19 protein-coding genes are annotated in these 23,278 nt (G+C 63.9%); 13 read left to right on the top strand and 6 right to left on the bottom strand.

Annotated elements, in window-relative coordinates; all coding sequences use genetic code 11:
* Positions 1-4: 4 nt before the first annotated feature.
* Together NYR54_RS04540 and dusB are read right to left on the bottom strand one after the other, a co-directional pair.
* Positions 5-1,138 (bottom strand): two-component system sensor histidine kinase NtrB, encoded by a 1,134-nt coding sequence (locus NYR54_RS04540; RefSeq protein ID WP_261514374.1) that lies wholly within the window; start codon positions 1,136-1,138, stop codon positions 5-7.
* Positions 1,135-2,169: a tRNA dihydrouridine synthase DusB gene (gene dusB / locus NYR54_RS04535; RefSeq protein WP_261514373.1), complete on the bottom strand. Its 1,035-nt coding sequence runs from the start codon at positions 2,167-2,169 to the stop codon at positions 1,135-1,137. The genes NYR54_RS04540 and dusB overlap by 4 nt, the downstream gene beginning before the upstream one ends.
* Before the next feature lie 107 nt (positions 2,170-2,276).
* Between dusB and NYR54_RS04530 the strand changes: the two genes are divergently transcribed.
* On the top strand, positions 2,277-3,515 hold the full coding sequence (locus NYR54_RS04530; RefSeq protein WP_261514372.1) for a bifunctional 2-C-methyl-D-erythritol 4-phosphate cytidylyltransferase/2-C-methyl-D-erythritol 2,4-cyclodiphosphate synthase: 1,239 nt from the start codon (positions 2,277-2,279) through the stop codon (positions 3,513-3,515).
* A gap of 3 nt (positions 3,516-3,518) precedes the next feature.
* Positions 3,519-4,010 carry a CinA family protein gene (locus NYR54_RS04525; RefSeq protein ID WP_261514371.1) on the top strand — a complete coding sequence of 164 codons (492 nt, stop codon included), beginning with the start codon at positions 3,519-3,521 and terminating at the stop codon, positions 4,008-4,010.
* Here the strand turns inward: NYR54_RS04525 and NYR54_RS04520 are convergent, their stop codons facing one another.
* The gene (locus NYR54_RS04520; RefSeq protein WP_261514370.1) at positions 4,011-5,468 is read right to left on the bottom strand and encodes an NAD-dependent succinate-semialdehyde dehydrogenase; all 1,458 of its coding nucleotides are present in this window, start codon (positions 5,466-5,468) and stop codon (positions 4,011-4,013) included.
* Between the two features lie 165 nt (positions 5,469-5,633).
* Positions 5,634-6,584, bottom strand: a complete 951-nt coding sequence (locus tag NYR54_RS04515) for an AEC family transporter (RefSeq protein WP_261514369.1) — start codon at positions 6,582-6,584, stop codon at positions 5,634-5,636.
* Positions 6,585-6,824: 240 nt separating this feature from the next.
* Between NYR54_RS04515 and NYR54_RS04510 the strand changes: the two genes are divergently transcribed.
* From NYR54_RS04510 to NYR54_RS04460, 11 genes are all read left to right on the top strand, one after another.
* Positions 6,825-7,109, top strand: a complete 285-nt coding sequence (locus NYR54_RS04510) for an acyl carrier protein (RefSeq protein ID WP_261514368.1) — start codon at positions 6,825-6,827, stop codon at positions 7,107-7,109.
* Between the two features lie 26 nt (positions 7,110-7,135).
* Entirely contained in the window at positions 7,136-8,320 is a 1,185-nt protein-coding gene (locus NYR54_RS04505) for a beta-ketoacyl-ACP synthase (RefSeq protein ID WP_261514367.1), read from the top strand.
* 15 nt (positions 8,321-8,335) lie between these two features.
* Positions 8,336-9,604, top strand: a complete 1,269-nt coding sequence (locus NYR54_RS04500; RefSeq protein WP_261514366.1) for a beta-ketoacyl-ACP synthase — start codon at positions 8,336-8,338, stop codon at positions 9,602-9,604.
* An 86-nt stretch (positions 9,605-9,690) separates the two neighbouring features.
* Positions 9,691-10,728: a zinc-binding dehydrogenase gene (locus NYR54_RS04495; RefSeq protein ID WP_261514365.1), complete on the top strand. Its 1,038-nt coding sequence runs from the start codon at positions 9,691-9,693 to the stop codon at positions 10,726-10,728.
* Between the two features lie 5 nt (positions 10,729-10,733).
* The gene (locus NYR54_RS04490) at positions 10,734-11,645 is read left to right on the top strand and encodes a lipid A biosynthesis lauroyl acyltransferase (protein WP_261514364.1); all 912 of its coding nucleotides are present in this window, start codon (positions 10,734-10,736) and stop codon (positions 11,643-11,645) included.
* A 109-nt stretch (positions 11,646-11,754) separates the two neighbouring features.
* Complete coding sequence (locus NYR54_RS04485) at positions 11,755-13,026, top strand: acetylornithine deacetylase/succinyl-diaminopimelate desuccinylase family protein (RefSeq protein ID WP_261514363.1); 1,272 nt, start codon at positions 11,755-11,757, stop codon at positions 13,024-13,026.
* Positions 13,027-13,134: 108 nt separating this feature from the next.
* Positions 13,135-14,616, top strand: a complete 1,482-nt coding sequence (locus NYR54_RS04480; protein ID WP_261514361.1) for an ABC transporter substrate-binding protein — start codon at positions 13,135-13,137, stop codon at positions 14,614-14,616.
* 192 nt (positions 14,617-14,808) lie between these two features.
* The gene (locus NYR54_RS04475) at positions 14,809-15,765 is read left to right on the top strand and encodes an ABC transporter permease (protein ID WP_261514359.1); all 957 of its coding nucleotides are present in this window, start codon (positions 14,809-14,811) and stop codon (positions 15,763-15,765) included.
* Positions 15,762-16,631, top strand: a complete 870-nt coding sequence (locus NYR54_RS04470) for an ABC transporter permease (RefSeq protein ID WP_261514357.1) — start codon at positions 15,762-15,764, stop codon at positions 16,629-16,631. Before NYR54_RS04475 ends, NYR54_RS04470 begins: the two co-directional genes overlap by 4 nt.
* Positions 16,628-18,247 carry an ABC transporter ATP-binding protein gene (locus NYR54_RS04465; RefSeq protein WP_261514356.1) on the top strand — a complete coding sequence of 540 codons (1,620 nt, stop codon included), beginning with the start codon at positions 16,628-16,630 and terminating at the stop codon, positions 18,245-18,247. Before NYR54_RS04470 ends, NYR54_RS04465 begins: the two co-directional genes overlap by 4 nt.
* Before the next feature lie 90 nt (positions 18,248-18,337).
* Positions 18,338-18,769: a VOC family protein gene (locus NYR54_RS04460; protein ID WP_261514355.1), complete on the top strand. Its 432-nt coding sequence runs from the start codon at positions 18,338-18,340 to the stop codon at positions 18,767-18,769.
* 5 nt (positions 18,770-18,774) lie between these two features.
* On the opposite strand, the gene NYR54_RS04455 is transcribed toward NYR54_RS04460, so the two are convergent.
* The gene (locus tag NYR54_RS04455) at positions 18,775-20,244 is read right to left on the bottom strand and encodes a cobyric acid synthase (protein ID WP_261514354.1); all 1,470 of its coding nucleotides are present in this window, start codon (positions 20,242-20,244) and stop codon (positions 18,775-18,777) included.
* Positions 20,245-20,613: 369 nt separating this feature from the next.
* A complete protein-coding gene (cckA, locus tag NYR54_RS04450; RefSeq protein ID WP_261514353.1) occupies positions 20,614-23,196 on the bottom strand; it encodes a cell cycle histidine kinase CckA in 2,583 nt (860 codons plus the stop codon).
* Positions 23,197-23,278 lie beyond the last annotated feature (82 nt).

Genomic DNA, 23,278 nt, shown 5'->3' with positions numbered 1-23,278 from the left:
GCCTTCACGTCCGCTGACTTTCCGTATCCTCCCCCTCCCCGCGCCAGGCCGGCATCAGGATGCGGAACGTAGTGCCGCGGGAGGAGGAATCGCATTCGACAATGCCTCCGTGGGCGCCCACGATCTTCGCTACCAGGGCCAGGCCCAGCCCGGAGCCATTCTGCTTCGTCGTGATGAAAGGGTCGAAGATAATCGACTGAATATCTTCCGGCACGCCCGGCCCGTTGTCATGCACGCAGAACTCCATAGGCAATGAGACGCGCTCGCGCGTACCGGGCACGGAAAAGCGGATGCCGGGACGGAAAGCCGTGGTCAGCCTGATCTCGCCTCCGCTTGAATCCCCAATGGCTTCGGCGGCGTTCTTCACAAGGTTCAGGAAGACCTGCACGAGCTGGTCGCGATTGGCGAGGATAAGGGGCAAAGATGGGTCGTATTCCTCGACGATCTTGATGTGGCTCGCAAATCCGCTCTTGGCGATGGCCTTCACATGGTCGAGAACGATGTGGATGTTGACCGGTTCGCGGTCGACCGGCCGGTCATCCGAAAAGACCTCCATGCGATCCACAAGCGCCACGATCCGGTCGGTCTCCTCGGTGATCAGCCGGGCGAGCGCGCGGTCGTCGTCGGAGACGACCTGTTCGAGCAGTTGGGCGGCGCCCCTGATGCCCGAAAGCGGGTTCTTGATTTCGTGCGCCAGCATCGCAGCCAGCCCCGTTACCGAGCGCGCCGCCCCGCGATGGGTCATCTGGCGGTCGATCTTCTCGGCCATCGAGCGTTCCTGGAGCATGACGACGACGGAACCGGGAAGCTCCGAGACCGGCGCGACATAGATATCCACTGCCTTGTCCGGCCCGAGCCGGGGCGAGGAGATATCGACGCGATACTCGTTGAAGGGCGCGCGGCGCTCGCGAACCTGCTCCACGAGCGAAAGCATCGGGCTGCCGAAGGGGACGAAATCGGCCAAGCGATGGCGCGCCAGCATCGCGGCGCTCGACCGGAAGAAATTCTCCGCCTCGGCATTTGCGAAGGTGATGAAGCCGTCCTTGTCCACCATGATGACCGGATGGCCGATGGAGTTGACGGCAAGCTGCGCTACATGGGCCGCGCCGTGGGCAGCATAGGGCGTGTTACTGCTCATGCTGCCTCCCTGCATGGAGTCGGTTCGCCAAAGGCGACCCGCAGAAGCCGCAAGACCGTCCGAGGATCGGTCTCCGTCATGATGGACTGGCGCAGGGTGGAGCTGGCGGCGCCCATGCGATCCAGATACCAGCCCAGGTGCTTGCGTGCATGACGCACCCCCTGCCCTGTGCCGTAATGCGACAGCATCGCCTCGTAATGGGTGGCCACGTAGTCGGCCATCTGCTCTTCGTCCGGGATGCCGGGCGCTACGCTTCCGGCGGCGAAATGCGCGAGCGCGCCGGCCTTCCACGGCGCCCCGTAGTGGGCGCGGCCGATCATCACCGCATCGGCGCCGGACTGCGCAAGCATCTCCATCGCCTCCGCAGGCCCTTCGGCATCTCCATTCGCAACGACAGGAATGGAAACCGCCTGTTTGACCGCCGCGATTGCGCGCCAATCCGCCCTGCCCTTGTAGAACTGGCAGCGTGTGCGCCCGTGCACCGTCACCATCGCCACGCCCGCCTCCTCGGCACGGCGGGCAATTTCGGGCGCGTTGAGGCTGTTCTCGTCCCAGCCGAGCCGCATCTTGACCGTCACCGGAGCAGATGACGCCTTCACGACCGCCTCGATCAGCGACAGTGCATGGTCGGGCTCGCGCATCAGAGCCGAACCCGAATAGCCGCCGGTCACCTTCTTGGCTGGACAGCCCATATTGATATCGATGATGTCCGCGCCCTCGTCCACCGCGATGCGGGCAGCCTCCGCCATCCAGCGGGCTTCACGCCCGGCGATCTGCACCATATGCACGTCGATATTCGGGCGGCGGATGCGCCGTTCGGTATCCATTCGGCCTTTCGCAAGCTCGCCACTCGCCACCATCTCGGAGACGACGAGCCCTGCTCCGTGCGCATGCGCAAGCAAGCGGAAAGGAAGGTCCGTAACGCCTGACATGGGCGCCAGGAACACCCGGTTGCGAAGTTCCACTGCCCCCACGCGAAGAGGTAACGCCAGCTTGTGTAGAGAATTGCTGCTCAAAATTCGGGCACCCATGTCCGCTGCCTATTTTCTAGACAGAAATCCTTTCGCGCGCAACGGATGATTTCTGCACCGGAGAAATCCGCTGGCATTTGCCTGCGCTCGCAATTAAGCGTCTCGCCATGACTACGCAATCTGAAAGGGATCAGAAGGCGCTGAAGTGCAGTGTTGCTGTCGTGCTCGTGGCGGCAGGCCGCGGCTCGCGGGCGGGCCACACCGACCAAGGACCCAAGCAATACCGCATCATCGGCGGCAAGCCGGTGATCCGTCACACGCTTGAAGCATTCGCAGTGCACCCGCGCATCGACGCCATAGCGGTCGCCATCCATCCCAACGACGACGATCTTTTCGCGCAGGCCAGTGCCGGGCTCGACGCCGATGTGCGGGCGGTGCCAGGCGGGGCTACGCGGCAGGAATCGACACGGCTTGCCCTTCGGGCCATCGAAGACCTCGAGCCCGAGATCGTGCTCATCCACGATGCCGTACGGCCCTTTGTCGATGCCGTTCTGATCGACCGGGTGATCGACGCCGTAGGGGAGCACAACGGCGCCCTTCCCGCCGTTGCGGTTTCCGATACGCTGAAACACGCGGAAAAGGACATGCGCGTGGCGGGTACGGTTCCGCGCGACGGGCTTTTTGCCGCGCAGACCCCGCAGGGCTTTCCATTCCGTGCGATCCTAGCCGCGCACGAGAAAGCTGCCCAAGCAGGGCTCGACGGCTTCACGGACGATGCGTCCATCGCCGAATGGGCAGGGCTGGAAAACCGTCTGGTCGAAGGCTCTCCGGACAATGTGAAGATCACGTGGGCGCGTGACCTCGCGCTGGCCGACCAGAGACTGGGAGGAATGATGAACGGTTTGCCGGATGTGCGCACGGGTAACGGCTACGACGTACATGCTTTTGTTGAAGGCGACAACGTAACCCTTTGTGGGGTAAAGATTCCTCATTCGCGACGGCTGTCGGGTCATTCCGACGCCGATGTGGGCCTGCATGCGCTGACAGACGCGCTGCTTGCCACCTGCGGGGCAGGCGACATCGGCACCCACTTCCCGCCCTCGGATCCCAAGTGGAAGGGTGCCCCGTCCCATCTCTTCGTCGAGCATGCCGTGCGGCTGGTGCGCGAGCGCGGCGGGCGCATTGCCAACGCCGACATCACGCTGATCTGCGAAGCGCCCAAGATCGGCCCTCATCGCGACGCGATGCGCGCGGAACTTTCCCGCATGCTCGGAATTTCCGCCGAGCGCCTTTCTGTGAAGGCGACGACGAACGAGGGACTGGGGTTCATCGGACGTGCCGAGGGAATTGCCGCGATCGCGACCGCAACAGTCGTCTATCCCGGCCGCCTGGCTGACGGAGGGTGAGGAATGAGCGACACCTCAATGTTGGCCGCTAAGGTATTGCGTACGCTTGAGAAAAAGGGCCTGAAACTCGCCACGGCCGAATCCTGCACCGGCGGAATGGTGAGCGCCGCCCTGACGGACCTTGCGGGCGCCTCCAACGTATTCGAGCGCGGCTTCGTCACCTATTCCAACGAGGCGAAGATGGAGCTCCTCGACGTCTCGGAGGAAACCCTGAGCCAGCACGGCGCAGTGTCTGCAGAAACCGCGCGCGAGATGGCAGAAGGCGCCCTCCGCCATTCCCGCGCGGATATGGCCGTCTCGATCACCGGTATCGCCGGACCCGGCGGCGGCAGCGCGGAAAAGCCTGTGGGTCTTGTCTGGTTCGGTCTGGCCGTGAAGGGCAAGGAGCCACGCGCGGAAAAGCGCATCTTCCTTGCCGGGGAGCGCGCCATCGTGCGCAGGGACAGCGTGGCGACCGCGCTGTCCCTGGTGCTGGAGGCAGCGAGCAAGGCTTAGCTAAAGCCCCAGCCCGCCGATGCAGACATATTTGGTATCGAGATAATCCTCGATGCCCTGATATCCACCTTCCTTGCCGAGCCCCGATTCCTTGAAGCCGCCAAACGGAGCCTCCACGGTCGTGATCAGGCCTTCATTGACGCCGACGAGACCGTATTTCAGCCCTTCCATGACGCGGAAGGCGCGGCCCAAATCGCTGGTGTAGAAGTAGCAGGCAAGGCCGAAGGACGTGGCGTTGGCCATGGCGACCGCTTCCTCTTCGTGCTTGAAGCGGAAGATAGGCGACACAGGCCCGAAGATTTCCTCTTCCATGATCCGCATTTCCGGCGAAGCGCCGGTGATGACGGTCGGCTCGAAAAAGGTGCCGCCGAGTGCGTGGCGCTTGCCGCCGATGGCCACCTTGGCGCCCTTGGAGGTCGCGTCGGCCAGCAGCTCCTCCACCTTCTCCACGGCCTTCTCGTCGATCAGCGGACCCTGCTGCGAACCTTCCTCCAGGCCGGGGCCCACCTTGAGCTTGCTCGTGGCCTCCACCAGCTTCTCGACAAAGCGGTCGTGGATTTCCTCCTGCACGAAGAAGCGGTTGGTGCACACGCAGGTCTGGCCGGAATTGCGATACTTGGCCACGATCGCGCCTTGCACGGCCCGGTCCACGTCGGCGTCGTTGAAAACCAGGAAGGGCGCGTTGCCGCCGAGTTCCATCGACACTTTCTTCACGGTGCCGGCGGCCTTCTGCATGAGAAGCTTGCCGATCTCGGTCGAGCCGGTGAAGGTGATCTTGCGTACCAGCGGGTTTTCAGTGAGTTCGTCGCCAATCGCGGAAGCCGAGCCGGTGACGATGTTCACCACGCCGGCAGGGAAACCCGCCTCCTCGGCAAGCACGCCCCAGGCAAGGCCAGAGTAAGGCGTTTGCGAAGCCGGCTTCGCCACGGCCGTGCATCCGGCCGCCAGCGCCGGGCCCAGCTTGCGCGCAAGCATTGAGGAAGGGAAATTCCACGGCGTGATCGCGCCGATCACGCCGACCGGCTCTTTGGTGACGAGAATGCGCCGGTCCGCCCAGGGCGAAGGCACGACATCGCCGTAGACGCGCCGGGCCTCTTCCGCGAACCACAGGATGTAGGCAGCCGACATACCCACCTCGCCCTTCGCCTCGGCAAGCGGCTTGCCCTGCTCGAGGACGAGAAGCTCCGCGAGCGCATCCTGATTGTCCATGATCACGTCGTGCAGCCTGCGCAGAAGCTTCGCCCGGTCATTGGCCGAGGTCTTCTTCCAAGAGTGGAATGCCGCCTCGGCCGCCTCGATGGCGCGCCGCGTTTCGGCCCGGCCGCATTTCGGCACCGTGCCGATCGTCTGCCCGTTGGCGGGATTGACCACCTCGATCGTCTCGCCCGAATCCGCCTGGACCCAAGAGCCTCCGATGAGATTGGCCTCACGCATAAAATGGCTGGTCTTCTTCAGCATGTTTCCTCCTGGGGCGCCGGGAGGCTGCGCCCGCTTTATGGATGAGAATCAGGTCGCATTCGATGCGACACGTTCCGGACGGCTGCACGCGCCCGCAGCATCTCGTTATAGCGCCTCTGGCTCCAAAGCTAGAGCCGGTGGAGGCAAATGCAAGAAAGTTGTCAGTCAGCCGAACACCCACTCGGCCATCGCAACCCAGAAGGCCGTGCTCAGGGCAGCAAGAGGCGTGCCGATAGTGGTGGCATTGGAGGCGAGCGCTTGGCCCGTACCGAAGCGCACGGCGATAAGATAGGGGTTTACGCCGCAGGGCAGTGCAGCGGCTGTCACGACAACCTTGCCGCTCAAGGGCGGTAGGCCCACCAGCTTCGCCATGGCGAGCGCCACCGCCGGCATCAGCACGAGCTTCAGCCCCGTCATGGCCGCCGCAGGCCGCACATTGCCGGAAATGCCGTAACGCCTGAGCTCCAACCCCATCGCGAACAGCGCTATGGTTCCTGCGACATTCGCCAGCGCGTCCACAAGACGCTCCATGAGCGGCGGCATGCCGAGCCCGGAAAACCGCCAGATGAGCCCCGCCAGGATCCCGATGATCAGCGAATTCGTAAGCAGCTTGACCAGGAAGTCGCGAACGATCGCCGCAAGGCCCATGCCGCCGTTTTCGGACCGGCCGAACAGCCCGAACAGCAGGACGGTAGTGCCGATCATGATCGGCAGATGGACGGAGACTATGAGCGAGAGGACTTCGAATCCCTCCTGCCCGTATAAACCCAGCATGAAGGGAAAGCCGAGCAGCACGAGATTGGAGAAACCGGCCGACAGCCCACCCACGATGCCAGCGCGGGTGTCGCGCCCGAAGAAGCGGACGATGACGAAATGTGCCGTGATCCAGGTGAACGCGACGGCGGTGAAATAGCAGAGCCAGAGGGCGGCGGGCAGGCTGCCGGCGAAGTCAGCACGGGCCATGGTGCGGAAAAGCAGGAGCGGCAATGCCACGGAAACCGCAAAGTCCGTCAGCGCCGCGCCCGTGTCCTTTTTCAGAAGACCGGACCAGCCGCTGAGGTAACCGAGCGCGACGAGCGCGAAAACAAAGGCGAGCGTGCCTGCGAGGGATTCCATTGCGGGCCTGTGTATGGCACCGGATGCGCTGCGGCAAGCGCCTCCCCGAGAAACCTTTCAGGCAGCGTTTCCACTGCTTTGATTTTTGGGCGCGCGTTCCCGCGCCAGGGGGCATTGCCGTGTTTGCCGCTTTCGACTACATGCCGGAGCGGTTGGCCTGCCCTTTTCCTGCCGCTAAAAAGCGATTAGACAGCCGCACAGCATCATTCGGACCAAAGCCCGTACTTTGAGGGGACCCAAGTGACAACGACCTTCGACAAGGTTGCCGACATCATCGCCGAGACGAGCGAGATCGAGCGCGACAAGATCACTCCCGACAGCCATACCATTGACGATCTGGGTATCGACAGCCTGGATTTCCTCGACATTGTCTTTGCCATCGATAAGGAGTTCGGCATCAAGGTGCCGCTCGAGAAATGGACCCAGGAGGTCAACGAAGGCAAGGTGAGCACGGAAGAATATTTCGTGATGAAGAACCTGTGCGCCAAGATTGACGATCTGGTTGCCGCCAAGTCGGCGGGTTAGCCTGCATTACTGCGCGCGAGGTGCATATGAGCTCCACCGACGTCGTCATTACCGGTATCGGCATCGTCTCGTCGCTGGGGCTTGGAACGGACGCGCACTGGCAGGCGCTGCAGGGCTCCCCTGCCCCGAAACTCGATCGGGAGCGCTTCGCGCCCTACGTCATCCATCCGCTGCCGGAAATCGACTGGAGCGTGCAGATTCCAAGGCGCGGCGACCAGCGCCAGATGGAGACCTGGCAGCGGCTTGGCACCTATACCGCAGGCCTTGCGCTGGACGATGCGGGCCTCAAGGGCGACGAGGAATTGTGCGCCACCATGGACATGATCGTGGCGGCCGGCGGCGGCGAGCGCGACACGGCGGTGGACCAGGCCATTCTCGACGCCTCGCTTGCGCGCAACGACCACGGCGTGCTGCTCAATGAAAAGCTTACGACCGAATTGAGGCCTACGCTCTTCCTAGCGCAGCTTTCCAACCTGCTGGCCGGCAACATTTCTATCGTCCATAAGGTCACCGGCTCCTCGCGCACTTTCATGGGTGAGGATGGCGCGGGCGTTGCCGCGATCGAGACGGCGGCAGCGCGCATCCGCGCCGGGCAGTCGACGCACTGTCTCGTGGGCGCGGCTTTCCAGACCGAGCACCCGGACATGCTTCTTGCCTATGAGCTTGCGGCCTATCTGCAGCGCGGTGAGTGGTCACCCGTCTGGCAGCGGCGCGAGGAGCTGGGCGGCGGCATCATCACGGGCTCCGGTGCAGCCTTTCTGGTGCTCGAATCGCGCGAACATGCCGAAAAGCGTGGCCGCAAGGCCTATGCCGCCATCGGGCCAATCCTTTCCGGCCGCGCGCGGCGGGAAGGCAGCGGCCTAAAGGACGCCTTGGGCGAGATGCTGGACGTGCTTGCCGGACGGGCGGCACCGGCGCTTGCCATATCCGGCGCATCCGGTGCGCACGCGGCCACCAGGGCCGAAAAGGCGGCGCTGGATGCCTACGGCAATATGGCCGTGCGCGGCTTCAACACCGTGACCGGCCACCTCAAGGAGGCGCAGTTCCCCTTCGCTGTGGCGCTTGCCGCGCTCGCCATCCATAACGCAAAGGCCTACCCGCCCTTCGATGCCGAAAACGAGCGCCCCCTCGAAGACGCGCCGAAAGCCGTACTCGCAACCTCGGTAGGCTATCATTGCTACGAAGGCATGGGGCTGATTGTCGAGGCCTGAGGAGCGGAGGAGCGCATGAGCTATACCGACAAATTCGGACGCCCGCTCGTCGCCGTGACCGGAATGGGCGTAGTGACCTCGCTCGGGCAGGGCAAGCGCGACAACTGGGCTGCGCTGACCGGCGGCCGCTCCGGAATCCGCTCGATCAAACGCTTTCCCGTGGACCATCTGGCCACGACCATCGCGGGCCTGGTCGACTTCCTGCCCGAGAGCGAGCAGGGCGCGACTGCCCTTACCCTCGCGCTTGCCGAACTCGCTGCAGAGGAAGCGATTGACGAATCCGGCCTTTCCCTGTCGAATTTCGGCGGGCCGCTCTTCCTCGCCGCCCCGCCGGTGGAGCTGGATTGGAGGAACCGGTTGGCGCTTTATGCCCGCTCGGAGCGCTCGGGCGACTGGCGCAGCCTGATCGAGACGGCGCGCAAGACGGCAAACAGGGCCTATTTCGATGAGGGGCAGTTTGCGAACATCGCCAACCGGCTGGCGGACAAATACGGCACGCGCGGACTGCCGGTGACGCTGTCCACGGCCTGCGCCTCGGGCGCCACGGCAATTCAGCTCGGCATAGAGGCGATTCGCCGGGGCGAATGCGACCGGGCGCTGGCGATTGGCGCCGACGGTTCGGCGACGGCGGAGGCGCTCATCCGGTTCTCGCTGCTTTCGGCTCTCTCCACCCAGAACGAGCGGCCGGAAAAGGCCTCCAAGCCTTTCTCGAAGGATCGCGACGGATTCGTGCTGGCGGAGGGCTCCGCTGCTCTCGTGCTCGAACCGCTGGAAAGCGCACGCTCCCGCGGGGCGAAGGTCCTCGCGATCATGCGCGGCTGCGGCGAAAAGGCCGACGACTTCCACCGCACGCGCTCCAAGCCCGACGGCTCTCCCGCGGCCGGCGCGGTGCGCGCGGCGCTTGCCGATGCAGGCATGGCGGAAGAAGAGGTCGCCTATATAAACGCGCACGGCACGTCCACGCCCGAGAACGACAAGATGGAACATCTGTCGCTTTCGACCGTGTTCGGCGAGCGGATGCGGACGATCCCGATTTCCTCCAACAAATCGATGATCGGCCACACCCTGTCCGCCGCCGGGGCGGTGGAAGCAGTTTTCTCGATCATGACCATGCGCGAAGGCGTGATTCCGCCCACCATCAACTATGACAATCCCGATCCGGCCATCGATCTCGATGTCGTGCCGAATGTGAAGCGCGAGGCGGACGTCCCCACAGTGCTTTCCAACTCCTTCGGCTTCGGCGGGCAGAACACCTGCCTGGTGATGGCGCGTGAGCCGGGGTGACAGGAGCGTGAATAGCGAATAGGGAAGAACCGGTTCCGCTGCGGAATTCGCTCATTCGCTATTCACTTTCATCGGAAACGTCATCCATGCGCGCATTGCAGCTCATTTCCGATCGCAAGCTCGAGATTTCCGATATTGCGCCCCCTCCACCGCCGACCCACGGCGAGGTGACGGTCAGGATCGCGGCCGTGGCGCTCAATCACATCGATGTGTGGGGCTGGCGCGGGATGGCCTTTGCGAAGCGCTCGCTTCCGCTGGTTATCGGGGCGGAGGCCTCCGGATGGGTCGATGCGATCGGGCCAGGCGTCAGCGGCCTCGTTCCGGGCCAGATCGTCTCCATCTACGGGGCGCGCACATGCGGCCTTTGCCGCGCCTGCCGCGAGAAGCGAGACAATCTCTGCGAGCATGTGGGCGGTGTTCACGGTTTCCATATCGACGGCTTCGCGCAGGAGAAGATCAACCTCCCCGCGCGGCTGCTGGTTCCCGCCCCTCCCGGCGTGGACGAGATCGGGGCGGCGGTTGCGCCCATCACCTTCGGCACGGTCGAGCACATGCTGTTCGACAATGCCAGGCTGCAGCCGGGCGAGACGATCCTCGTGCATGCGGGCGGCTCCGGCATCGGTTCGGCGGCCATTCAGCTTGCAAAGCGGATGGGCTGCACGGTGATCACCACCGTGGGCTCTGAACGCAAGGCGGAAAAGGCAAGGGCGCTCGGCGCAGACCACATCATCAACTACCGCGAGGAACGGTTCGAGGGGGTGGTCCGTAAGATCACCAGGAAGCGCGGTGTGGACGTGGTGTTCGAGCATGTGGGCGCCGATACCTGGGCGGGCTCGATGCTGTCGCTCAAGCGCGGCGGCAGGCTCGTCACCTGCGGCTCGACCTCTGGTGTGTCCACCAGCATAAACCTGATGCAGCTCTTCCAGCAGCAGATCAGGATCATCGGCTCCTTCGGCTGCCGCATGGAAAACATGGCCGACGCCATGCAGAAGATGGCGGCCGGGCTCGTCTCGCCTGTGATTGACACGACTGTCGGGTTTGAAGAGATCGAGAAGGCCCTGGCGCGCATGGAAAGCCGGGATGTTTTTGGCAAGATCATCCTGCGCGTTCAACAGAACGCCTGAGATCCATGCTCCGGACATTCGGCCGCAGGCTCAAGACCCTCGAGCACTGGCTGACGGCGCAGGTGGCAATGGCCCTTCTTGCCATTTTGCGCGGCCTGCCACCCGATAAAGCGCTGAATTTCGCCGAGCGCATCGCGCGACACATCGGCCCATGGACCGGCCGCCATCGCGTGGCGACGGAAAACCTGCGCAAGGCCTATCCGGAAAAGACGGAAGACGAGATCGAGGCGATCGCGCGCGACATGTGGGCCAATATGGCGCGGCTTGCGGTCGAATATGTCTTCATCGACAAGCTATTCGACTTCGATCCCGAGGCTTCTCAGCCTGGTCGAGTGGAAGTCTCGGGCATCGATCTCTTCCTGCGCATCCGCGACGAGAAGAAGCCCCACATCATGTTCACCGCCCATATCGGCAATTTCGAGTTTCTGCCGATCGCGGCAGCCACCTACGGGCTTGACGTCACCTCCCTCTTCCGCCCGCCGAACAATCCCTTCATTGCGGACTATATTCACCGCACGCGGCAGTCGGCGATGGGTGGCCTTGTTCCCTCCCGCGCGGGCGCGGCGCTTCAGCTAGCCCGGATCCTGGAAAGCGGCGGCAATGTCGGCGCGCTGGTGGACCAGAAGTTCCGGCGGGGCGTAAGGACGACCTTCTTCAACCGGCCGTGCCTCACCAACCCGCTCGTGCCCAAACTCGCCAGGCAGTATGACTGCGACGTCTATCCTGCACGGTGCATCCGCTTGCCTGGCGGGCGCTACCGGCTCGAGATCATGGAAAAGCTGGAGCTGCCGCGCGATAAAGATGGCGCGGTCGATGTGACGCGCATGTCCCAGCTGCTCAATGATGTGGTGGAAGAGTGGGTCCGCGAGCATCCGGGCCAGTGGATGTGGTTCCACCGGCGCTGGGAGATGGGCTGAAACGCCTTCGCACTGCCTTAGGGCCGCTGCTTCGCTGAGCGCCTGAATCCCTGTTGCTCTGATGGGCAACCACCTTGCCAAGCGGGATGATCGGGGCTTGGATGGAGCCATGAATGAATCCCTGGCCCGAGCGGTTTCCGAACGCGTGGACGAACTCGTCGCGCTGACTGTTGACCTCATCCGCTTTCCCACGGTGAACCCGCCGGGCGAGGCCTACACACCCTGCGCCGAACATCTCGCATGCATTCTTGCCGCGCGCGGTTTCGAAACGCGTCTGATTCGCGGCGAGGGAGCGCCAGGCGACAGCGACCGCTATCCGCGCACCAATGTGGTTGCGCGGCGCGAGGGGCGTGCGCCGGGTCCCACTGTCCATTTCAATTCCCATATCGACGTGGTGGAGGCGGGCGAAGGCTGGTCCGTTGATCCCTTCACGGGCGTGGTGCGGAATGGAAAGGTGTTCGGCCGCGGCGCCTGCGACATGAAGGGCGGGCTCGCCGCCTCCATCATAGCGGCCGATGCCTTCATGGCCGTCTATCCGGATTTTCACGGCGCGATCGAGATTTCCGGCACGGTGGATGAAGAATCGGGAGGCTTCGGAGGCGTAGCATATCTTGCGAGGAGCGGCTTCTTCTCCAAGCCCCGCGTGGATCACGTCATCATCCCAGAACCGCTCAACAAGGACCGCATCTGTCTTGGCCATCGCGGCGTGTGGTGGGCGGAGATCGAAACGCACGGTGCGATCGCCCATGGCTCCATGCCATTCCTAGGCGATTCGGCCATCCGCCATATGGCGGCCGTACTCTCCGCCTTCGAGGCTGAATTGTACCCCGCGCTTGACGCCAAGCGAACGGACATGCCTGTGGTGCCGGAAGGCGCCCGCCGCTCCACGCTGAACATCAATTCGATCCATGGCGGGCAGACGGAGGACTTCTTCCCCGGCCTGCCCTCCCCCAACGTGGCGGATTCCTGCCGCATCGTGATCGACCGCCGTTTCCTCATCGAGGAAAGCCTCGAAGAGGTGAAGGATGAGGTGATCGCCATTCTGGAGCGGCTGAAGCGGGAGAGACCGCGCTTCGATTACTCAATCCGCGATCTGATGGAAGTTCTGCCCACCATGACGGCGCGCGATGCGGCGGTTCCGCGCGCGCTAGCGAAGGCGGTGCGCGCCGTATTCGGGCGCGAACCGGATTACGTGATCTCGCCAGGCACCTATGACCAGAAGCACATCGCCCGGTTGGGTCATCTCCATGATTGTGTGGCCTATGGACCCGGCATTCTGGACCTCGCCCACAGACCGGATGAGTGGGTGGGGATCGAGGACATGGTGCAGTCGGCCACGGTCATGGCCATGGCGCTCGATACGCTGCTCAGGAAGGCGTAATTCTTTTCGCAAGTGCGAAAGGCGATTTACTCGCCGGCGATTTCACGCTTCAATCGGTGCGTCTCTGTCTCCGCCGGTTATGTGCGGGCGATCACTGGGGAGAAGCACATGAACGTTTTTGCATCCGCGCTCGGCGCTGCCGCAATCGTCCTTGCGAGCGCATCCGGCGCACTGAGCGCGCGCACCGACCTTGTCCTGGGCGTCGTGCTGGAGCCGCCGCATCTCGACCCGACGGCGGGAGCCGCCGCTGCCATTGACGAAATCGTCTATGCCAACATCTTCGAGGGCCTTACCCGGATCGGCCCTAAGGGCGAGGTGCTGCCCGCGCTGGCGGAAAGCTGGGAGGTCTCTGACGACGGGAAGACCTATACGTTCCATCTGCGCCAGAATGCGACCTTCCATGACGGCACGAGCTTCGACGCCGAGGATGTCAAGTTCAGCCTGGAGCGAGCGATGGCCGAGGATTCGACCAACGCGCAGAAGGTGCTGTTTTCGGCGATCGAGAGCGTCGAAGTCGTGGATGCGGCCACCGTGCGCGTGAGTCTCAAGCACCCGCAGGGCTCATTCCTCTACAATCTCGGCTGGGGCGATGCGGTGATCGTCGCCCCGGAATCGGCCGAGGGAAACAAGGAAAAACCCATCGGCACCGGCCCCTTCAAGTTCCAGAACTGGGCACGGGGCTCTTCCGTCACCATCGTGAAGAATCCGGACTATTGGGGTGAGCCGGTGGCGCTGGAGCGCGCCGAATTCCGCTTCATCCCGGATGCGGCAGCATCGGTGACGGCGCTTCTATCGGGAGACGTTCAGGCTTTACCGAACATGCAGGCGGGCGACGCCCTGCCCCAGATCGAAGCCGATTCGCGCTTCAAAGTCGTCATTGGGGCGACCGAGGGCGAGACGATCCTCGCCATGAACAACGGCAAGGAACCGCTGAACGATCTCAAGGTCCGGCAGGCGATCTCCCACGCGCTGAACCGAGACGAGATCATTCTCGGCGCGTCCTCTGGCCACGGAGTGCCGATCGGCTCCCACTTTTCCCCTGCTAACGAGGCCTATGTGGACCTCACCGGCCTCTATCCGCACGACGTGGAGAAGGCCAAGCAGCTTCTGGCGGAGGCGGGATATCCTGACGGCTTTTCGGCTACGCTCAAGCTGCCGCCGCCCAACTATGCACGCCAAGGTGGGGAGATCATCGCCTCGCAGCTGCGCGAGATCGGCATCGAGCTTGAGATCATTCCCATGGAATGGGCGCAGTGGCTGGAGCAGGTCTTCACCAACAAGGACTATGACCTGACAATCATCTCCCATACCGAACCCAATGACATCAACATCTACGCGCGCGAGGACTACTACTTCAATTATCAGAACCCGGAGTTCAATGCGGTGATTGAGGAGCTGGAGCTCACCGCCGATCCCGCCAAGCGCAACGAGCTCTACGGCCAGGCGCAGCGGATCATCGCCGAGGACGCGGTGAACGGTTTCCTGTTCCAGCTTCCCAAGATCGGCGTCTGGGATGCGAAGCTCGAGGGCCTGTGGGAAAACTCGCCCATCCAGGCCAATGACCTGACCAAGGTGCGCTGGACGGAATGAGCGACGCCGGGGCGGGAGCGCATCGATCACATGCGGCTGTTTCCCTGCCCCTGCGATGTCCCGTGAAACGTCGGCTTAGGACGGGCGACCAGTGCTGTCTGGCATGAACCTTGCCGGCCGAAGTCGGCCTTTCCGTCCGCTCCGGATCGACGCCGTGACAGAGAGCAGAAGCGGTCTCGCAAGGTGCGCCCCATGACAGCCTTTCTCGCCAAGCGACTGGCTGTGGGTCTGATCACGCTGCTTGCAGCTTCAGTGATCGTCTTTTCCGTTCTCGAGATTCTCCCCGGTGATCCCGCGCGCATCATGCTGGGCATGAACGCGAGTCCTGACGCGCTGGAGGCGCTGCGCATCGAGATGGGGCTCGACCGCCCGATCCTCGCCCGCTACCTGGACTGGCTGGCCGGCATGGCGACGGGCGATTTCGGCCGTTCCTACACCTATTCGTCTCCGGTGCTCGATCTCGTATGGGAACGACTGGCGGTATCCCTGCCGCTTGCCGTCTTTGCGCTCAGCCTTTCCACCCTGATTGCCATACCGGTCGGCGTCTTTTCCGCGTCTCGGCGCGGAAGCGCCGCTGACACCATCACGATGGGCGCGGCGCAAGTGGGCGTCGCCATCCCCAATTTCTGGTTCGCGCTCCTGCTCGTCTATGTCTTCTCCGTCGGCCTCAGGCTTTTGCCTGCGGGCGGCTTTCCCGGATGGGGCGAGAGCTGGGCGCAGCACTGGCAGGCATTCAAGGCGCTGATCCTGCCGGCTGTCGCCCTCGCCCTGCCGCAGGCGGCCATCCTCGCCCGCGTGACGCGCTCGGCCATGGTGGAGGTGCTGGGCGAGGACTATATCCGCACCGCCCGAGCGAAAGGCCTGCCGCGGACCCAGGTTCTGTGGCGGCATGCCCTGCGGAACGCCATGATACCCGTGCTTACCATCATGGGGCTACAATTAGCGTTCCTGCTGGCGGGCACCATCATCATCGAAAACGTCTTCTACCTGCCAGGCCTCGGGCGCCTGATCTTCCAGGCAATCAGCCAGCGCGACCTCATTGTCGTGGAAGGGGTGGTGATGCTGCTCGTCGCTAGCGTCATTCTCATTAATTTCGCTGTCGACATCTGCTACGCGATAGTCGACCCGAGACTGAGGGCGGGCCGATGAGCGCGGACATGTTCTTCATGCCCGCGCCGGAGCGCCACTTCATCCTTAAGGCGCTCCAGAACCGCTCTTTTCTGATCGGCCTCGTCATCACCGCGGCCATCGCGCTGATGGCCCTCATTTCCCTCTTCTGGACGCCTTACGACATCACACGGCTTCAGGTTGCAGCCCGCATGCAGGGGCTTTCGCTGAGCCATCCTTTCGGCACGGACCATCTTGGGCGCGACATCCTCTCCATGATCATGATCGGCGCGCGCAACTCCATCGCCGTTGCCCTCGTGGCGGTCGGCATCGGATTCGGCATCGGCGTGCCGCTCGGGGCGCTGGCCGCGGCGCGGGGGGGCTGGATCGACGACGCCCTGATGCGCCTCAACGATGTCGTCTTTGCCTTCCCTGCCCTCATCTCGGCGGTGATGATCACGGCGGTCTTCGGGCCTGGCGCGGTCAATGCCATCATCGCCATCGGCATCTTCAACATCCCGGTCTTCGCGCGCGTGGCGCGCGCCGGGGCACTTTCGCTGTGGCCGCGGGAGTTCGTGCTCGCCGCGCGCGCAGCCGGCAAGGGGCGCGTACTCATCACGCTGGAGCACATCCTGCCCAACATCATGAGCCTGCTTCTCGTTCAGGCAACGATCCAGTTCGCCCTCGGCGTGCTCGCGGAGGCGGGGTTGTCCTATCTGGGGCTCGGGGCGCAGCCGCCCATGCCTTCGTGGGGGCGCATGCTGTTCGACGCGCAGACGCGCATCGCGGTCGCGCCACATCTTGCCCTCTTCCCCGGCCTTGCCATCGTTATAACCGTGCTCGGCCTCAATCTCCTGGGCGACGGGTTGCGCGACGTGCTGGACCCCAGACTGAGGCACGAACGATGAGCCTGATCGAGATCCGCGACCTGAGGCTGTCCATCGGCGACGTGCCGATCCTGAGGGGCGTCGACCTCGACATCGCGCCGGGCAAGGTGATGGGTCTCGTCGGCGAATCCGGTTCCGGCAAGTCGATGACGGCCCTGGCGCTCATGCGTCTCCTGCCACGCGGCGCGCGGGTGTCGGGGCGCATCACCTTCGATGGCATGGACATCCTCACCGCGCCAGAGGCCGCCATGTGCCGCCTGCGCGGGAGGCACATCGGCATGGTCTTCCAGGAGCCCATGACCGCGCTCAATCCCCTGAAGACCATCGGCGAGCAGGTGGCGGAGGGCATCCGCTGGCACACAGGGGCAAACCGCGCCGACGCCGAGGCGCGCGCCCGCGCCATGCTAGAGCGCGTCGGCCTTCCGGAAAACCGCTTTCCCCTTACCCGCTATCCGCATGAGCTCTCCGGCGGGCAGCGCCAGCGCGTGGTCATCGCCATCGCCTGCGCTCTGAAGCCCAAGCTGCTGATCGCAGACGAGCCCACGACGGCCCTCGACGTGGTGCTGCAGGCGCAGATCCTGCAGCTTCTCCGCGATCTCGTGGATGAGAACCGGATGAGCCTGCTCCTCATCTCGCACGACCTTGCTGTCGTCGCGGAGATGGCGGACCGCATTACCGTCATGCGCCATGGCGAGGTGATGGAGACGGGAGGGGCCGTCCGCGTTCTCGCCGAACAGGCGCACCCCTACACGCGGCAGCTCGCAAGGGCTTCCACCCACGTCCCGGCACGGCCGAAACAGGCCGTCCGGACTGCGGAGAAGCCGCTGCTCGAGGTCGAGAACGTCAGCCGAGACTATGCGCTTCGCCGGCAGTCGATCTTTTCCCGCCGCAGGACCTTCCGCGCCGTGGACGGCGTCTCCTTCTCGCTTGCTACGGGCGAGTCGGTGGCCCTGGTCGGGCGCTCGGGATGCGGGAAATCCACCCTCGCGCGCGTGATTCTCGCGCTGGACAGTCCCACTTCCGGCGCGATCCGCTTCATGGGCGAGGACATCGGCGCGCGGGCAAAGGACGCCCTCCGGCCCGTCCGTCGCAACATGCAGGTGGTGTTCCAGGACCCCTACGGCTCCTTCGACCCGCGCCACAAGGCGGAAAGGCTGGTGGCCGAACCGCTCTATCTGCTGGACGAGAAGCTTGACCGGCGCAGGCGCCGTGAGATGGTGGCCGAGGCGCTCACCCAGGTCGGCCTTTCGCCTGCGGACATGGACAAGTATCCGCACGAATTCTCCGGCGGGCAGCGCCAGCGTCTCTCCATCGCCCGGGCGATCATCACGCGGCCGCGGCTCATCATCGCCGACGAGCCGGTCTCGGCCCTCGATGTCTCCATCCGGGCGCAGATCCTCGATCTTTTTGCCGATCTTAACGCCCGTCTCGGCATTGCCTACCTCTTCATCACGCACGACCTGACCGTCGCCCGTGCCATCTGCGACCGGGCGCTGGTCATGCACGAGGGACGGATCGTCGAGGCCGGGCCGACGGAGATGGTGCTGCAGACACCCCGCTCCGAACCCGCCAGGGCGCTCGTCGAGACCGCGCCTGATCTTGAGCGAATCCTTGAAAAGCGGATCGTGGCTTCATAGCCGCGGCCAAACCTAACGCCTGCAACAAACTCGGCCCGATGACATTCCTTAAGAGGCGCGCCCTCACCCGTGCCGCCAAGGAGGATGTTCATGAACAAGTCCGTTGCCATCCAGCCGCCCAGGATCTTTCCCACATTCCGCTACCGCGACCCGGCTGCCATGATCGACTGGCTCGTCCGGGCGCTGGGCTTCTCGATTCATGCCCGCTACGAGGATGGAGACCGCATCGCCCATGCCGAACTGGCCCTCGGCTCTTCCATAATCATGCTCGGCCAGGCATCGGATGACGCGTTCGGCGCCATGGTGGGTCCGCCAGGCGAAAACGGCGGCAAGGCGGTCTATATCGCCGTAGAGGACGCCGATGTCGTGCATGAGCAGGCCGTAAAAGCCGGCGCGGAGATACTCGAGGGCCCCATCGACCGCGACTATGGCGGACGCGAGTTCATCTGCCGCGATCCGGAGGGAAATATCTGGTGCATCGGCACCTATTGGCCGAAGGCGCACGAGGTGCAGCAGGATTAGGGGCCCTATCGCGCGGCAGCGAGAAGAGCGTCGCAATCAAGGTGCCGTTCAAGGTGACATGCGAGGGCATCGAGCGTGCTTTCGATCCGGTTCAGATGACTGGCCTCGCCCGCGACAACACCGAACTGCGCCAGAAACCGCCGCCGGAAGCCGTCGGCGCTGAAAAGGCCGTGCAAATAGGTCCCGAACACTTTTCCATCGGCTGACATCGCGCCTTCCGTCCGGCCATCCACAATGGCAACGGGGCGCGCGCAATCCGGGCCCCATGTTTCGCCGGCATGGATCTCGTAGCCGGTGAGAACTTCCTGATGCACGGCGGATATGGCGCTCACGTTCCGCACGGTCTTCTCAGGCGTTATGACGGTTTCCACATCCAGAAAACCCAATCCCTCCGCTTGGCGCTGCTCGCCTTCAATGCCGTGCGGGTCAGCGACCGAGCGGCCGAGCATCTGGTATCCCCCGCACAGGCCCACGATCGCGCCGCCTCTTCGTCGGTGTTCGATGAGGTCCAGCTCCCAGCCATTGGCGCGCAGGAATGCAAGGTCCGCGATTGTCGATTTACTGCCGGGCAGAATGACCAGCGACGCATCCTCGGGCAGCCTTTGGTCGGGCGGCACGAAGACGACATCCACCCCTGGCTCGGCGCGCAGCGGGTCGAGATCGTCGAAATTGGCGATCCGCGACAGCATGGGCACGGCAATCTTGAGGGTCGCCGCCGCGCCACGGGGCAAGCGTTCCAGAATCACCGAATCCTCCGAGGGCAGAAGCGCGGCTTCGCGAAGCCAAGGCACAACGCCGAAGGAGCGCCAGCCTGTAAAGCGTTGGATCGCGGAGATTCCACCCGAAAACAGGGAAAGATCGCCGCGGAATTTGTTGATGATGAAGCCCCTTATCATCGCGCGGTCCTCCGCTGGCAGGACGAGGTGCGTTCCCGCCAGCGCGGCGATCACGCCGCCCCGGTCGATGTCGCCGACCATCACCACAGGAACGCCTGCCGCTACGGCAAAGCCCATATTCGCGATGTCGCGGTCGCGCAGATTGATTTCAGCCGGCGAGCCGGCTCCCTCGACCACGACGAGATCGGCCCCCTCGCCTACCCGCGCCCAGGAATCCATAACAGCCTCCATGAGGCGCTGTCTGAGGCTGCCGTAATCGGCCGCCTGCGCCTCCGCAAGCACCTTTCCCTGAACGATGACCTGGGCCGCCGTATCGCTCTGAGGTTTCAGGAGTACCGGATTCATGTGCACTGTGGGCTCCGTCCCGCAGGCAAGCGCCTGCAGCCATTGGGCGCGGCCTATCTCGCCGTCACCTCCGGTTTCGGGGATTTTGGCAACAGCGGCGTTGTTCGACATGTTCTGCGGCTTGAACGGCCGGACCTGCAGCCCGCGCCGACGCGCGAGGCGGCACAGGCCCGCGACCAGCAGGGTCTTGCCGACATCGGAACCCGTGCCCTGAAGCATGATGGCGCGCGTCATCTTCTCTTCCCTATGACCGCGACAGCGATCCATTCCATGTGCTGCAGACTGGCCGGCGGCAAAGCGTCTGCATTTCGGCCAATAACTCGCCGCCTGTTCCGCCATAAGCGTGTCGCCTACCTGACAGCTCGATATTTTGAAGGCGTTCAAAAAAATTCCGAATTAAGGTTTGCTCAATGACTTGCTAACTCCGCGGTAAGGATATCCGCTTAAAAGAGGGGACGAGGCGGATGCGACACGCCTCCAGGCTCCGGATCAGGTCTCGCGTACCGGAGCGGCGTTCTTCTCCAGTCAACTTCTCAGCAACGCCCGCGCAGTTCCGCCGGAACTGCGCTGCTGTGGGAAGACCGCAAAGGTCGCCGCGGCGCCTTAGCTGTCTTCTTCGAGCATTTCCTTCACGGTTGTCGCCAACTGCTTCAGCGAAAATGGCTTTGGCAGGAAACCGAACTTGGCGTCAGAAGGCAGGTTCTTGGCGAAGGCGTCCTCGGCATAGCCGGAAACGAAGATGAATTTAACGTCAGGCCGTATCTTGCGCAGCTCGGCAAGCAGGGTCGGCCCATCCATCTCGGGCATCACAACATCCGAGACGACGATATCGACCTTGCCATCAAGCGCCTTGAAGATTTCCAGTGCTTCGGTGCCTGAGCTTGCCTCATGCACCTCGTAGCCGCGCGAGGTGAGCGCGCGCACATTGCCCATGCGCACGGCATCCTCGTCCTCCACCAGCAAGACCCGTGCGGAGCCTGAAAGGTCACGCGTGGTCTGGCGGGGCTCCTTCGCCTGCTCCGCCCCGGCGCTCTTCCCCTCTTCCGTCTGAGCGGACGGCAGGTGACGCGGCAGGAATATCCGGAAGGTCGTTCCCTTGCCGACCTCGGAATCGCAGAAGATGAACCCGCCCGTCTGCTTGACGATGCCGTAGACCATGGAAAGGCCAAGGCCCGTGCCCTTGCCCACTTCCTTCGTGGTGAAGAACGGCTCGAAGATCTTCTTCAGCGTTTCGGGCGGAATACCGGTGCCGGTATCGGCAACCTCGACCATGACGTAATCGGCCGGCTGCAGCTCGCGATAGGGATATTGCGCACATTCACTGGTCGGCACGTTCCTGGTGCGTACAGTGAGCTGGCCGCCGTCGGGCATGGCGTCGCGCGCATTGACCGCGAGATTGACGATCACCTGCTCGAACTGGCCGATGTCGGCCTTCACCGGCCACAGATCCCTGCCGTGCTCGATGGCGAGCGTGATGTCGTTGCCCATGAGACGGGAGAGCAACATGCGAATGTCCGCCAGAACATCCGTCAGGTTCAGCACTTCGGGCCGCAACGTTTGCCTGCGCGAGAACGCCAGAAGCTGCCGGACCAGCGAGGCGGCACGATTGGCGTTCTGCTTGATGTTCATGATGTCCGGGAAGGACGGGTCCGATGGCCGGTGGTTGGCAAGCAGCAAGTCCGAGGCCATGATGATCGCCGTCAGCACATTGTTGAAGTCGTGCGCGATGCCGCCGGCAAGCTGCCCGACCGCCTGCATTTTCTGGCTCTGCGCCATCTGCGCTTCGAGCGCCTTCTGCTCCGTCGTATCGACCGCGTAGACGATCGCCGCCTCTTCCACATCGCTGCCGCTTCCGGCATCGGCCACGGCATTGACGTAGAAACGCACATGGCGTTCCTCGTTACCCGGCAGCACGGTATCGATCGGAGGAATGTCGGCCTGATGCTGCTTGGCTTTCTCCAGCGCCAGCGCGAAAGCCTCCCGGTCGCGCTCGTGCATCACCGTATCGAGGCGCACGCGCCGGTCCACCGCATCACGATCGACCACGCAGGCAAACAGCGATAGGAACGGTGCATTCGTGCGCAGGATGCGCCCGTCATGGTCCACGCTGGCGATGGCCATCGGCGTGGAATTGAAGAACCGGGTGAAGCGGACCTCGGAGGCCCGCAGGTCCGCGGATGCATCTTCGCCGAGCGTGCGGTTCAGGACGATGGTTCGAGTCGGTCCCCGCTGCCCCTCGCGCGTGGCCGTCACCCGGTGCATGAAGCGCACCGGCAGCACCTCGCCGCGCACGGTGGAAAGATCGAGATCGATAACGGAGTTGCGCACAGTGCCGGGCTCCGCCTTCACGGCCTGGATCAGCGCCATACCGTCGCCCGCCACGATATCGGAGAGCGACAGCGCGCCGGGCACGAAATTTGCCAGATCCACGCCCAGCCATTCAGCCAGCGTGGCGTTGAGATAGGTGATGCGCCCGTCGGCATCGGCCGCGAAGAAACCGGCCGGAGCGTGATCGAGGTGGTCGATCGCCTTCTGAAGATCGAGGAAGAAGCGCTCCTGCTCGGCCCGTTCGTCAGAAATGTCGGTCAGCAGCCATGCCGAAAGCGGCCGGCGATAGCCCGGAACCTTGAAGACGCGCGCCAAGGCGCGATACCACCGCGCGCCCGTTCCGGCGCCGGGGCGAATCGGCCGCGACAGGCGGAACTCGCCGTCTCCAGGCTTTCCGTCGCGCAAGCCCGCTGCCACGCGCTCAATGACGGGAGCCGCTTCGGGATTGTCGGAAAGCAGCGCCTCCACCGTCTTGACGTCGGTGGCCGAAGCGGCACCTGTCAGTTCCGCATAGGCGCGGTTGGCATAGAGGATTCGGCCCTTGGCGTCGGTGACGACCAGCCCCTCACCCATGGAATCGATGAAGGCGCGCGACAGCTCGTCCCCGGTGGAGCGCGGCGCGATCTGAATGAAGCCGATGGCGCTGGCGAACAGATAGCCTACGCCAATCATCGCCAGCACGCCCAGTATGCCGAGCAGAAATTCCTCGCCGAGCCTGTCCTGGAACAGAACAAAGACCAGCGCAGAGCCGGTCAGCACGAGTATAAATATGATTAGCCGGGTAATGACGCCGGGTCGCGCGCCCTGATTGACGATGGGCGCCATTTCCACTTCGCCGTCGCCAATAGATCTGGCCATGCGTTCCCTGCCTGTCGCGCCGAGGTTCCTCGGCATACATCAGGGCCGCGTCACGGCGCAAGATCGCCGACAGTCCCGTCCC

It is taken from the genome of Chelativorans petroleitrophicus (assembly GCF_025398195.1).
Lineage (GTDB): Bacteria > Pseudomonadota > Alphaproteobacteria > Rhizobiales > Rhizobiaceae > Chelativorans > Chelativorans petroleitrophicus.
This window is presented reverse-complemented; position numbering and strand designations above follow the sequence as displayed.

What these genes read in the sequence shown, in the direction of transcription:
- NYR54_RS04540 (WP_261514374.1), bottom strand. Translation starts at nt 1,138, where the DNA reads ATGAGCAGTAACACGCCCTATGCTGCCCACGGCGCGGCCCATGTAGCG.
- dusB (WP_261514373.1), bottom strand. Translation starts at nt 2,169, where the DNA reads ATGGGTGCCCGAATTTTGAGCAGCAATTCTCTACACAAGCTGGCGTTA.
- NYR54_RS04530 (WP_261514372.1), top strand. Translation starts at nt 2,277, where the DNA reads ATGACTACGCAATCTGAAAGGGATCAGAAGGCGCTGAAGTGCAGTGTT.
- NYR54_RS04525 (WP_261514371.1), top strand. Translation starts at nt 3,519, where the DNA reads ATGAGCGACACCTCAATGTTGGCCGCTAAGGTATTGCGTACGCTTGAG.
- NYR54_RS04520 (WP_261514370.1), bottom strand. Translation starts at nt 5,468, where the DNA reads ATGCTGAAGAAGACCAGCCATTTTATGCGTGAGGCCAATCTCATCGGA.
- NYR54_RS04515 (WP_261514369.1), bottom strand. Translation starts at nt 6,584, where the DNA reads ATGGAATCCCTCGCAGGCACGCTCGCCTTTGTTTTCGCGCTCGTCGCG.
- NYR54_RS04505 (WP_261514367.1), top strand. Translation starts at nt 7,136, where the DNA reads ATGAGCTCCACCGACGTCGTCATTACCGGTATCGGCATCGTCTCGTCG.
- NYR54_RS04500 (WP_261514366.1), top strand. Translation starts at nt 8,336, where the DNA reads ATGAGCTATACCGACAAATTCGGACGCCCGCTCGTCGCCGTGACCGGA.
- NYR54_RS04495 (WP_261514365.1), top strand. Translation starts at nt 9,691, where the DNA reads ATGCGCGCATTGCAGCTCATTTCCGATCGCAAGCTCGAGATTTCCGAT.
- NYR54_RS04490 (WP_261514364.1), top strand. Translation starts at nt 10,734, where the DNA reads ATGCTCCGGACATTCGGCCGCAGGCTCAAGACCCTCGAGCACTGGCTG.
- NYR54_RS04485 (WP_261514363.1), top strand. Translation starts at nt 11,755, where the DNA reads ATGAATGAATCCCTGGCCCGAGCGGTTTCCGAACGCGTGGACGAACTC.
- NYR54_RS04480 (WP_261514361.1), top strand. Translation starts at nt 13,135, where the DNA reads ATGAACGTTTTTGCATCCGCGCTCGGCGCTGCCGCAATCGTCCTTGCG.
- NYR54_RS04475 (WP_261514359.1), top strand. Translation starts at nt 14,809, where the DNA reads ATGACAGCCTTTCTCGCCAAGCGACTGGCTGTGGGTCTGATCACGCTG.
- NYR54_RS04470 (WP_261514357.1), top strand. Translation starts at nt 15,762, where the DNA reads ATGAGCGCGGACATGTTCTTCATGCCCGCGCCGGAGCGCCACTTCATC.
- NYR54_RS04465 (WP_261514356.1), top strand. Translation starts at nt 16,628, where the DNA reads ATGAGCCTGATCGAGATCCGCGACCTGAGGCTGTCCATCGGCGACGTG.
- NYR54_RS04460 (WP_261514355.1), top strand. Translation starts at nt 18,338, where the DNA reads ATGAACAAGTCCGTTGCCATCCAGCCGCCCAGGATCTTTCCCACATTC.
- NYR54_RS04455 (WP_261514354.1), bottom strand. Translation starts at nt 20,244, where the DNA reads ATGACGCGCGCCATCATGCTTCAGGGCACGGGTTCCGATGTCGGCAAG.
- cckA (WP_261514353.1), bottom strand. Translation starts at nt 23,196, where the DNA reads ATGGCCAGATCTATTGGCGACGGCGAAGTGGAAATGGCGCCCATCGTC.